Origin of the sequence: Streptomyces sp. SS1-1 (assembly GCF_008973465.1) — a bacterium.
Classification (GTDB): Bacteria; Actinomycetota; Actinomycetes; order Streptomycetales; family Streptomycetaceae; genus Streptomyces.
The window spans coordinates 2,233,655-2,244,871 of sequence record NZ_WBXN01000004.1; the positions used below are offsets into that span (position 1 = coordinate 2,233,655).

General features: G+C 74.3%; 10 protein-coding genes. 7 read left to right on the forward strand and 3 right to left on the reverse strand.

Annotated features, from left to right (window positions below):
• Positions 1-85 precede the first annotated feature (85 nt).
• The 4 genes from F8R89_RS11380 to F8R89_RS11395 all read left to right on the forward strand — a co-directional run bounded on the left by F8R89_RS11380 (position 86) and on the right by F8R89_RS11395 (position 4,342).
• Positions 86-1,732, forward strand: a complete 1,647-nt coding sequence (locus F8R89_RS11380) for a M4 family metallopeptidase (RefSeq protein ID WP_151783871.1) — start codon at positions 86-88, stop codon at positions 1,730-1,732.
• A 108-nt stretch (positions 1,733-1,840) separates the two neighbouring features.
• The gene (locus tag F8R89_RS11385) at positions 1,841-2,767 is read left to right on the forward strand and encodes an aminoglycoside phosphotransferase family protein (protein ID WP_151783872.1); all 927 of its coding nucleotides are present in this window, start codon (positions 1,841-1,843) and stop codon (positions 2,765-2,767) included.
• Between the two features lie 295 nt (positions 2,768-3,062).
• The gene (locus tag F8R89_RS11390; protein WP_151783873.1) at positions 3,063-3,581 is read left to right on the forward strand and encodes a hypothetical protein; all 519 of its coding nucleotides are present in this window, start codon (positions 3,063-3,065) and stop codon (positions 3,579-3,581) included.
• 92 nt (positions 3,582-3,673) lie between these two features.
• On the forward strand, positions 3,674-4,342 hold the full coding sequence (locus F8R89_RS11395; RefSeq protein ID WP_151783874.1) for a class F sortase: 669 nt from the start codon (positions 3,674-3,676) through the stop codon (positions 4,340-4,342).
• Between the two features lie 86 nt (positions 4,343-4,428).
• On the opposite strand, the gene F8R89_RS11400 is transcribed toward F8R89_RS11395, so the two are convergent.
• The gene (locus F8R89_RS11400; RefSeq protein ID WP_151783875.1) at positions 4,429-5,211 is read right to left on the reverse strand and encodes a sulfite exporter TauE/SafE family protein; all 783 of its coding nucleotides are present in this window, start codon (positions 5,209-5,211) and stop codon (positions 4,429-4,431) included.
• A 193-nt stretch (positions 5,212-5,404) separates the two neighbouring features.
• Here F8R89_RS11400 and F8R89_RS11405 point away from each other — a divergent pair, with 193 nt between their 5' ends.
• From F8R89_RS11405 to nirD, 3 genes are read left to right on the forward strand one after another with little or no spacing between them, the layout of a single operon-like run.
• Entirely contained in the window at positions 5,405-6,616 is a 1,212-nt protein-coding gene (locus F8R89_RS11405) for an NAD(P)/FAD-dependent oxidoreductase (RefSeq protein WP_151783876.1), read from the forward strand.
• Complete coding sequence (nirB, locus tag F8R89_RS11410) at positions 6,616-9,228, forward strand: nitrite reductase large subunit NirB (RefSeq protein WP_151783877.1); 2,613 nt, start codon at positions 6,616-6,618, stop codon at positions 9,226-9,228. The genes F8R89_RS11405 and nirB overlap by 1 nt, the downstream gene beginning before the upstream one ends.
• Positions 9,225-9,575, forward strand: coding sequence for a nitrite reductase small subunit NirD (gene nirD, locus F8R89_RS11415; protein ID WP_151783878.1), 351 nt, complete (start codon positions 9,225-9,227; stop codon positions 9,573-9,575). Before nirB ends, nirD begins: the two co-directional genes overlap by 4 nt.
• Before the next feature lie 10 nt (positions 9,576-9,585).
• Here the strand turns inward: nirD and F8R89_RS11420 are convergent, their stop codons facing one another.
• Entirely contained in the window at positions 9,586-10,512 is a 927-nt protein-coding gene (locus F8R89_RS11420; RefSeq protein WP_151783879.1) for an oxidoreductase, read from the reverse strand.
• Between the two features lie 66 nt (positions 10,513-10,578).
• Positions 10,579-11,043, reverse strand: coding sequence for an excalibur calcium-binding domain-containing protein (locus F8R89_RS11425; RefSeq protein WP_151783880.1), 465 nt, complete (start codon positions 11,041-11,043; stop codon positions 10,579-10,581).
• Between the last annotated feature and the right edge of the window lie 174 nt (positions 11,044-11,217).

The following is an 11,217-nucleotide window of genomic DNA, read 5'->3' on the forward strand; positions in this document are numbered from 1 at the left end:
CCTCACACACCTCCACGGCGTCACCCTGGTCATGGCATGCGCACGCCCTCTTGAATCTTGGTCACCGCCGAGATCGAGGAGAGCGATGAGCCGAATACGGCCGCACTTCAAGGGTTCCCGTCCGGCCGTGGCGGGCGTCGCCGTCGCCGTCGCCGCCCTGATGGCCACCGCCCTGTCCCCCACCGCCGGGGCGGACGGGACACCCACCCGGGCCACCGCGCTGCGCAACGCGGCGGCGGTCCTCGAGGACATGCCGGGCACGCTGGGCCTGACGCCCCGCCAGGACACGTCCGTACGGGACGTCGTCGTCGACGCCGACGGTGCCCAGCACGTCCGCTACGACCGCACCTACCGCGGACTGCCCGTCCTCGGCGGCGACTTCGTCGTCCACCTGGCGAAGGACGGCACCTACCGGAGCGCTTCCCGCGCCACGCGCGGCACCCTCTCCCTGGCGAGCGTCACCCCGCGGATCGCCGCGCCGAAGGCGGCCGACCTCGCGGCGGGCGTGCTGCGCGCCGTCCACGCCGGGCAGACGCTGCGACGGCTCACCACCCGCCCCGAGCTGGTCGTGGACGCCCTGCACGGCACCCCGCGGCTGGCCTGGCGGACCGACGCCGCCGCCCAGGACTCCCTCGGCAACCCGGTCGCCCGCACGGTCCTCACCGACGCCCGCACCGGCGACCGGATCGACGCGTGGGACGGCATCGAGACCGCGTCCGGCGACGGGAAGTCGCTGTACGCGGGCACGGTCCCGCTCCAGACGTCCGGCTCCCAGCCGTCGTACCAGCTCAAGGACCCGACGCGCGGCGGCACGTACACAGGTGACGCCGCGAACAAGACGGACCTGTGCATCCTGACGATCTGTCTGAGCCGCGCCCCGGCCACGGTGTTCACCGACGCCGACGACCACTGGGGCGACGGCACCACCGGCGACCGTTCGACCGTCGCGGTGGACGCCCAGTACGGCACGGACGTCACCTGGGACTACTACCGGGACGTGCACGGCCGCAACGGCATCGCGGGCGACGGCAAGGGCTCGTTCAACCGTGTGCACTACGGCAACGACTACAACAACGCCTTCTGGGACGACAGTTGCTTCTGCATGACCTACGGCGACGGTGACGGCACCCAGCTCGGCCCGCTGGTGTCGCTGGACGTCGCCGGGCACGAGATGTCGCACGGCGTGACGTCCAAGACGGCGGGCCTGACGTACTCGGGCGAGTCGGGCGGCCTGAACGAGTCCACGTCCGACGTCTTCGGGACGCTCGTGGAGTTCCACGCGGACAACGCCGCCGAGCCCGGCGACTACCTGATCGGTGAGCGGGTCGTGCGCTCCGGGCTCGGCCGGGACGCCCTGCGGTACATGGACAAGCCGTCGCGGGACGGCGAGTCCGCGGACTGCTGGAGCTCGTCCGTCTCCGGGCTCGACGTCCACTACTCGTCCGGGGTCGGCAACCACTTCGCGTACCTGCTCGCCGAGGGCAGCGGCGCCAAGACCCTCAACGGCGTCCGCTACGACTCCCCCACCTGCGACGGCTCGACGGTCACCGGGATCGGCCGGGCCAAGCTCGGCAAGATCTGGTACCGGGCGCTGACGGTCTACATGACGTCCTCCACGACGTACGCGGGCGCCCGTACGGCCACGCTGAACGCGGCGAAGGACCTGTACGGGGCCGGCAGCACGGAGTACGCGGCGGTGGGCGCCGCCTGGAAGGCCGTGAACGTGGCCTGACCGCAGGGGTGGTGGGCGCGTCCGGCCGGGGCGAAAACGGCTGGCCGCGCCGCCGTGCGGGCCCGTACCTTGACGGCCGACGCCCGCCCGCACGTCCTGAGGAGCCATATGCCGTCCAGCCCCGAGTCGCCCCCGGTCCGGATGCGCGCCGGCGAACTGGACATCGACGAGGCGCTGGTGGAGCGGCTGGTCGCCGGGCGGTTCCCGCGCTGGGCCGGACTGCCCGTGCGGCGCGTGGCGTCCGCCGGGACCGACAACGCGATGTTCCGGCTCGGCCCCGACCTCGTCGTGCGGCTGCCGCGGCTGCCCGGCGGGGGGAGGCAGGTCGGCGCCGAGCACCACTGGCTGCCCCGGCTGGCCCCGCACCTGCCGCTCACGGTCCCGGCGCCGCTCGCGCTGGGCGAGCCGGACGCCGGGTACCCGCTGCCGTGGGGGGTGTACGCCTGGCTGGACGGCGCGGACGCCTTCGACGCCCCGCCCGCCGACCTCGCCGCGGCCGCCCGTGAACTGGGGCGCTTCGTCGCCGCGCTGCGCTCGGTGGACGCCGCCGGCGGCCCGCCGTCGTACCGGGGCGGCCCGGTCCGCGCGGGCGACGCCGACGTACGGAACGCGATCCGCGACCTGGGGGCGGCCGGCACCCTGGACGCGCGGGCGGCCACCGAGGTGTGGGAGGCCGTGCTCCGGGTCCCCGACCGGGACGGCGCCCCCGTCTGGCTGCACGGCGACCTCCTGCCGGGCAATCTGCTGACCTCCGCCGGCCGGCTCACCGCCGTCATCGACTTCGGCTGCTTCGGCACCGGCGACCCGGCCGCCGACCTCATGCCGACCTGGACCCTCCTGGACGCCCCGGCCCGTGAGGTCTTCCGCGCGGCGGCGGGCGCCGACGACGCCACCTGGGAGCGCGGCCGGGGCTGGGCCCTGCGCTTCGGCCTGACGGCGGAGCACCACTACGGCGACACCTGCGGCAACGGCACCAACCCGGTCCTGGCGACCGTGGCCCGGCGGACGGTGGCCGAGGTGCTGGCCGACCGGTGACACGCGGGCGGAGGGTCGGGGTTCATGGAACGGGGGTCGCGTCACCCGTTCACACGCGTGTCCCGCCGGACAACCGATTCGCTTCCTCCGGCGCCGCCGATGACTCGATGACCTGCTGAAACGGCGTCCGCGCCGGGGTCATGGGCGGCCCCCGCGGCACCCGTTCACCCCGCTCACGGACCGGTCTCGACAAGCGCTCGCGGGCCGCTGCGACTTTCCTCGGTAGGGCAGGGGCTCGGCCGAGACGGCGGCACATGGGGGTGCCGCGGGCCGTGTTCCGCTCGGAGGAGCATCGATGCGACGTACCGCCCGTCTGCTGACCGGGGCCGCGCTGGCCGCCGGCGCCGTGGGGCTCGTCGTCACCCCCGCGTACGGCGGGGACAGCGGCGGCCTGGAGGTGTTCCCGTCCTCGGTCGAGCCGGGCGGGGAGGTCACCGTGCACACGGAGTTCTGCCCGCGGGGCGCCGCCGCCGGTGACGCCAGCGCGGTGGGCGCCGGATCGTTCACGCTGGCGCCCAGCACCCACGACGAGCAGGCGGCCGGGGTGTTCCGGGTGCCGCCGAGCGCGCAGCCGGGCACGTACGAGATCGTCGCGACCTGCGCGGAGGGCGGCAAGCGGGTCACCGGCGACCTGGTGGTCACGCTGACCGCGCCGCGCGGCCAGACGCATCCACGGGGCAGTGTGAAGACGGGGGTCGGCGGCGCGTTCGGCCACGACCCCGTGCGGACCGCGGCCGGTGTGACGGCTCTCGCCGTCGCCGCCGCGGGCGGTACCTGGCTCCTGCATCGCCGGGCGAGAGGCGACGGGATCTGACGGACACCCTCCGCTGTCCGTCCGCCGGTACCGCACGTCCTCTCCCCCTCCGGGTCCGACGCCCCTCGCGGCCCGGAGGGGGATGAGGGCCGATGAGGAGAGCCCAGGAGGCACAGGTGCGCAGTGACCGCAGGATGGGTGACGTGGCGATAGCCGCGGCCAGTGTGCTGGCGCTCGGCTGTGCCGTGCTGCTGCTGGCCGGCGGCGCCGAGCACCCTCCGCCGCAGCCGTCGGCGGCGCAGGCCGCCCGCACCGACGCGCCGGGCGCCGGCGCGCGGGCCGCCGGAACCGCCGCGCGGGCCCTTCCCTCCTCCTCGCCCGACCGCATCCGCATCCCCGCGATCCGGGTCGACGCGCCGCTGACCGGCCTGGGGCTGACGTCCTCGGGCAGCCTCGACGTGCCGCCCGCCGGACGCCCGGACCTCGCGGGCTGGTACGAGTCCGGAACGACGCCCGGGGAGACGGGCACCGCGATCGTCGCCGGACACGTCGACAACGCCGACGGGCCCGCCGTGTTCTACCGGCTCGGTGCCGTGCGCAAGGGCGGCACGATCGAGGTGGACCGGCGCGACGGCGGCACGGCCGTGTTCACCGTGGATGCCGTGGAGGTGTACGACGCGAAGAACTTCCCGGACGAGAAGGTGTACGGCCCGGCGGCCCGGCCCGAGCTGCGGGTGATCACCTGCGGCGGCGGCTACTCACGGGCGACCGGCTACCGGGGCAACGTGGTCGTCTTCGCGCATCTGACGGGCAGCCGCTGAGAGCGGTCAGCCGGTCCGTCGGTCCGCAGGCCAGCCGGCCCGCCGAGCAGCCCAACAGCCGGACAGCCGAGCAGCCGGTCCGCCGGTCACGCCAGCCACTGCTCGTACGCCAGCTTCGCCACCAGCGAGAACACCACCGTCAGCAGCACGATCCGGACGAAGCCGCTGCCCTTCTTCAGGGCGGTACGGGCCCCGATCGTGCCGCCCGCCAGGTTGAACACCGCCATCACGGCCGCCAGCTGCCACCAGACCGTGCCCTGCCAGGCGAAGGTGGCCAGCGCCCCGGCGTTGGTGCAGCAGTTGACGATCTTGGCGGTCGCGGAGGCCGTGACCAGGTCCTGGTGCAGCACGGCGGTGAGCGCGAGCACCAGGAACGTGCCCGTGCCGGGGCCGATGAGACCGTCGTAGAAGCCGATGCCGAGGCCCGCGAGGCCGATCGCGGCGAGGACGCGGCGGGGTGAGACCGGGCCGGACGCCGGGGCCGTACCGAAGGCGGGGCGCAGGATGACGAAGGCGCCCACCGCTAGCAGCACCACCATGATCACGGGCTTGAGGACCTCGGTGCTCATGCCGGCCGCGAAGAACGCGCCGCCGCTGGAGCCGGCGAGGGCCGCGAGCCCGATGCGCACGGCGAGCCCGACGTCCACGGGCGCCTTGCGGACGTAGGTGACGGCGGCGCCCGTCGTACCGACGATCGCCACCGCCTTGTTGGTGCCGAGCGCGTACGCGGCCGGGGTGCCGGCGGGCAGGCCGAGCAGCAGGGCGGGCAGCAGCAAGAGTCCCCCGCCGCCGACCACGGCGTCGATCCATCCGGCCGCGAGGGCCGCGAGGCACAGGACGACGACCGTGGTCAGGGATATGTCGGGCATGGCCGAGACCCTACATCGGTGCGTGCACGGCCCATTCATCTGAGGGTCGTCCACGCTCCGGCCCGCCTCACACCGCCCCCGACCTGGCCCGTCGAACCCTCACATCCGTACCCCGCCCCTGTTGAGGGCAGCGTTCCGCACGGGAAACAGAGGGGATGCTGCCGGGAAACACCCGGCCCGCAGGCTCGTCGGCATGACCTCGAATACGCGTGTGGTGGTGATCGGCGCCGGCCTCGCGGGCGTACGGCTCGCCCGGCGGCTCGGCGAGCTCGGCACGGACGTGACGCTCGTCGGCGACGAGGAGCACCGCCCGTACAACCGGGTCCTGCTCGCCGAGGTGCTGGCCGGGCGCTACAGCCCGGACGTGATCGCCCTGCCGGAGCCCGCCGGACTGGTCCGGGGCCGGGTCACCGGCATCGACCGGACGGCACGCGCCGTGCGCCTCGAGGACGGGCGGTCGATCGGGTACGGCACCCTCGTCCTGGCCACCGGCTCCAACCCGGTGCTGCCGCCGCTGCGCGGCCTGTTCACCCCCGCCCACGTGCTGCCGGAGGGCGTCCACGCCTTCCGCACCCTGGACGACTGCCTCGGCCTGTCCAAGGCGGTCCGGCCCGGTGTGCGGGCCGTCGTGATCGGCGGCGGGCTCCTCGGGGTCTCCGCGGCCCGGGCGCTGGCGCTGCGCGGCGCCCAGGTCGTGCTCGCCCAGCAGTCCGAGCGGCTGATGGAACGCCAGCTCGACCCGGCCGCCTCCGCGCTGGTCCGGCGGCATCTGACCGGCCTCGGCGTCGAGGTCCACACCGAGCTGCGCGTCCGGGACGTGCTCTGCGTCGGCGGGGCGGTCCGCTCGGTCGAGATGGCCGACGGGTACGCGCTCGACGCCGACCTCGTCGTCCTGGCCTGCGGGGTGCACCCCCGGGTGGGGCTCGCCACGGCCGCCGGCCTGGACGTCGCCAAGGGCGTCGTCGTCGACGACGAGCTGCGCACCTCCGACCCGCACATCCGGGCCGTCGGCGACTGCGCGCAGCACGCCGGGACCGTGTACGGGCTCGCCGCGCCCGCGCTGGAACAGGCCGACGTGCTCGCCGCCTCGCTCGCCGGGGACGGCGCCGCCCGCTACACCGGCACCCGCGCGCTGACCCGGCTGACGCTGGCCGGCGAGGGCTTCTTCGACCTCGCCGCGTTCGGCGAGACGGAGGCCCGGCCCGGCGACGACGTCGTCCAGCTCGCCGACGCCACCCGCGGCACCTACCGCAAGGTCGTCGTCCGCGACGACCGCCTGGTCGGCGGGGTCCTCGTCGGCGAACTCGGCACCGTCGGCGCGCTCGCCCGCGCCTGGGAGGGCGCCGAGCCGCTCCCCGGCGACGCCCCCCTGCTGCACCTGCTCACCAACGATGGAGGCTCCTGATGACGGCCACCCCCGGGGCGACCCCCACGATCGTGCTCGTCGGCCACGGCATGGTCGGCCAGCGCTTCCTCGAGGCGCTCGCCGAGCGCGGCCTGACCGCCACGCACCGCGTGGTCGTGCTGTGCGAGGAGCCGCGTCCGGCGTACGACCGTGTGGCGCTCACCTCGTACTTCTCGGGCCGCACACCCGAGGACCTGTCGCTGACCGACATGGAGTTCATCGAGACGCACGGCATCGAGCTGTACGTCGGCGACCCGGCGGTCCACGTCGACCGGGAGGCCCGCAAGGTCACCGCCCGCTCCGGCGAGGTCTTCGCCTACGACACACTCGTCCTCGCCACCGGCTCGTACCCGTTCGTGCCGCCGGTGCCGAACAAGGACGCCGACGGCTGCTTCGTCTACCGCACGATCGAGGACCTGCTCGCGATCGAGGAGTACGCGAAGGCCCGCGCCACCACCGGTGCCGTGGTCGGCGGCGGACTGCTGGGCCTGGAGGCCGCCGGCGCGCTCAAGGGGCTCGGGGTGGAGGCGCACATCGTGGAGTTCGCGCCGCGCCTGATGCCGGTGCAGGTGGACGAGGGCGGCGGCGCCGCGCTGCTGCGCACCATCGAGGACATGGGCCTGAGCGTGCACACGGGGGTCGGCACACAGGAGATCGTGGTCGACGACGCGGGTGCCGTCACCGGGATGAAGCTGTCCGACGGCTCCGAACTCGCCACCGACATGGTGGTGTTCAGCGCCGGTGTCCGCCCCCGCGACCAGCTGGCCCGCGACTGCGGCCTCACGGTCGGCGAGCGCGGCGGCATCGCGGTCGACGAGCGCTGCCGTACGGTGTCCGACCCGTCGGTGTTCGCGATCGGCGAGTGCGCCCTTGCCGTGGACGGCCGGGTGTACGGCCTGGTCGCCCCCGGCTACGAGCAGGCGGAGACGGCCGCCGCGACGATCGCCGACGACGAGGCGTCCTTCACCGGCGCCGACCTGTCCACCAAGCTGAAGCTGCTCGGTGTGGACGTGGCCTCCTTCGGCGACGCGCACGGCACCACCGAGGACTGCCTGGACGTCGTGTACTCCGACTCCCGCGCGGGCCTGTACAAGAAGCTGGTCGTCGGCCGGGACGGCACCCTGCTCGGCGGCATCCTGGTCGGGGACGCGGAGGCGTACGGCACGCTCCGGGCGTTCACCGGCTCGGTCCCGCCGGTCTCCCCCGAGTCGCTGGTGCTGCCGGCCGGCGCGGGCGCCCCCGCCCAGCTCGGCCCGGCCGCGCTGCCCGACGAGGCGGTGATCTGCTCCTGCCACAACGTCACCAAGGGCACGATCCGCGGCGCGGTCACCGAGCACAGCTGCACCACCGTGCCCGAGGTGAAGAAGTGCACCAAGGCCGGTACGGGGTGCGGCAGTTGCGTGAAGGTGCTCGGCCAGCTCGTCACCGCCGAGCTGGAGGCGTCCGGCGTCGAGGTGGACAAGGGCCTGTGCGGCTGCTTCGCGCAGACCCGCGAGGAGCTGTACGAGATCGTCCTCGCCCTGCGCATCACCACCTACCAGGACCTGCTGGACCGCTTCGGCCGCGACGGCGCCCGCGGCGGCGACGGCTGCGAGATCTGCAAGCCCACGGTCGCGTCGGTCATCGCGTCCCTCGCCCCCACGATCGGCGCGAGCGGCTACGTCCTGGACGGCGAGCAGGCGGCCCTCCAGGACAGCAACGACCACTTCCTCGCCAACCTCCAGAAGAACGGCTCCTATTCGGTCGTCCCGCGCATCCCCGGCGGCGAGGTCACCCCCGAGGGCCTGATCGTGATCGGCGAGATCGCCCGGGACTTCGGCCTCTACACGAAGATCACCGGCGGTCAGCGGATCGACATGTTCGGCGCCCGCGTCGAGCAGCTGCCGCTGATCTGGGCCCGGCTCGTCGACGCCGGCTTCGAGTCCGGCCACGCCTACGGCAAGTCGCTGCGCACGGTGAAGTCCTGTGTGGGGCAGACCTGGTGCCGCTACGGCGTGCAGGACTCGGTCCGCATGGCGATCGACCTGGAGCTGCGGTACCGGGGGCTGAGGTCGCCGCACAAGCTGAAGTCGGCGGTGTCCGGCTGCCAGCGCGAGTGCGCGGAGGCCCAGTCGAAGGACTTCGGCGTGATCGCCACCGCCAACGGCTGGAACCTGTACGTCGGCGGCAACGGCGGCGCCACCCCGCGCCACGCGGACCTGCTGGCGCAGGACCTGTCCGACGCCGAACTGATCCGGCTGATCGATCGGTTCCTGATGTTCTACATCCGCACCGCGGACCGTCTGGAACGCACCAGCGTGTGGCTGGAGCGCATCCCGGGCGGCCTGGACCACGTCCGCGAGGTCGTCGTGGAGGACTCCCTCGGCATCTGCGAGGAGCTGGAGTCCCTGATGGCGGCCCATGTCTCGCACTACCGCGACGAGTGGGCCGAGACCATCAACGACCCCGAGAAACTGGCGCGGTTCGTGTCCTTCGTGAACGCGCCCGACACCCCCGACCCGGTCGTCGGCTTCGTCCCGGAGCGCGGCCAGATCAAGCCCGACCTGCCCCTGCTGTCCATCGGCCTGCGTCCCCGCGCCGACGACGTCCTGGAAGGAAGCGCCCAGCGATGACCCTGGCTCCCGAGATCACCGATGTGAAGGTCCACGTCCGGGTGGGCGGCCACTGGCTGCCGGTCTGCGACCTTTCCCGGCTGCTGCCGGGCCGGGGCGTGGCGGCCCTGCTGCCGGACGGCGGCCAGGTGGCCCTGTTCCGGGACCGGTCGGGCCGCCTGTACGCCATCGACAACCGCGACCCGTTCGGCGGCGCGGCGGTCCTCTCCCGCGGCCTGACCGGCACGCACCGGGGCCGGCCCTTCGTCGCCTCCCCGCTGCTGAAGCAGCGGTTCGACCTGGAGACGGGCCAGTGCCTGGACGACGAGGCGGTACGGGTGACGACGTACGAGGTGCGGGCGGGCTGACGAAGCTTCGTCAGGGCTTCAGGGCCTCGGGGTCCACGCCGGTCAGCCGGGCCGAGTGCTCCCACAGCAGGGCGCTCGCCCGGTCGTCCGTCGTCCAGGAGGCCCGCCGCGCGGGGGCGGGGGCGCCGCGCCAGTCGAGGAACGCCGGGCCCGTGAAGGAGTCGGGGCGGACGCCGGGCGCGGTGGCCGCGTACAGGACCGGCAGCGCGCCCGCCGTCGCCGGCTGGGCGAACAGGCGGTTGCCGAGGTGCGCGAGCCGTTCGCCGGTCCGGTTGCCCGCCATGCGCGGCCCGGCGGCCTGGAGCCCGGTGTCCGCGTAGCCGGGGTGGGCCGCGGCGGCCACCACGTCCGCGTCGCGCGCCGCCAGTCTGCGGGCCAGCTCGTGGGTGAAGAGCAGGTTGGCCGACTTGGAGCGGGCGTAGGCGGTCCACCGCCGGTACCGGCGCTCGCTGTTGAGGTCGCGCAGGTCGATGTTCCCCATCAGGTGCGCCGGGCTGGAGACGGTCACCACGCGCGCGCCCGGCGTCGCGAGCAGCCGGGGCAGCAGCAGTCCGGTGAGCGCGAAGTGCCCCAGGTGGTTGACGCCGAACTGCGTCTCGAACCCGTCGGCCGTCGTCCCGTACGGCAGGGCCATCACCCCGGCGTTGTTCACCAGCAGGTCGAGCCGGCCGTACGGGAACGTCTCCGCGAACGCGCGCACCGAGCCGAGGTCGGCCAGGTCCAGGCGCAGCACCTCGACCAGCGCTCCGGGGACCTCCGTCACCAGCCGGTCCCCCGCCGCCGCGCCCCGGGCCTCGCTGCGGCAGGCGAGCACCACCCGCGCCCCGTGGGCCGCCAGCTCCCGTGCCGTGGCGAGGCCGATGCCGCCGTTGCCCCCGGTGACGACGGCGGTCCGGCCGTCGAGGGCGGGGATGTCACGGGGGCTCCAGCGGGACATGTGGGGCTCCTTCCGCGCGGTACCGGTCATGCCAGCCTACGAACGACCGGACCGGCCCGCCGCGCGTCAGCGGTTCGTACGCCGCCGCTGCACCGCCAGTATCACCGTGCCCCCGGCGAGGACGGCGACCAGGCCGCCCGCCGCGATGTACGGGGTGCTGTCGGAGCCGCCGGTCTCGGCGAGGTCGGTGCCGTCCCGGCCGCCGTCGTCCGCGGCGGCACCGACCCCGGTCTTCTCGTCGTCGGACGCCTTGTCCTCGGACGTCGTCTCTTCGGCCCCCGTGTCGTCGGAGCCCTTGTCGTCGGCCGGGACGAAGCCGGCGGGCGGGCTGTCGCAGCCGAGGCCGTCGCCGTCCCGGTCCAGATGGGACCCGTAGTGCCGGTCGCCGCGGGGGATGTCGGAGTACCCGCTGGCGTACGCCTCGGCGCAGTTCGTGAACGGGTGGTTCCCGTCGTGGGCGGCGGCGGTGGCGGGCAGCGCGGCCAGGGCCAGCGCGGCGACGAGGGCGCCGGGGGTGCGGAGCGGGTTCACGGCGGGTCCTTCCCTGATGACTCGGAGACGGCTCGGGCGACGGCGACGTGGCACGACGGCGCGTGTGTGACACGCGTGGTCCGAGTGGCCCGAACGGTTCCGAGAGGTGGTTCAAGAGGTGACGAACCTAGCCACGGGCCACGGAGGCGCCGGGGCGATATGGGAGACCCGTGA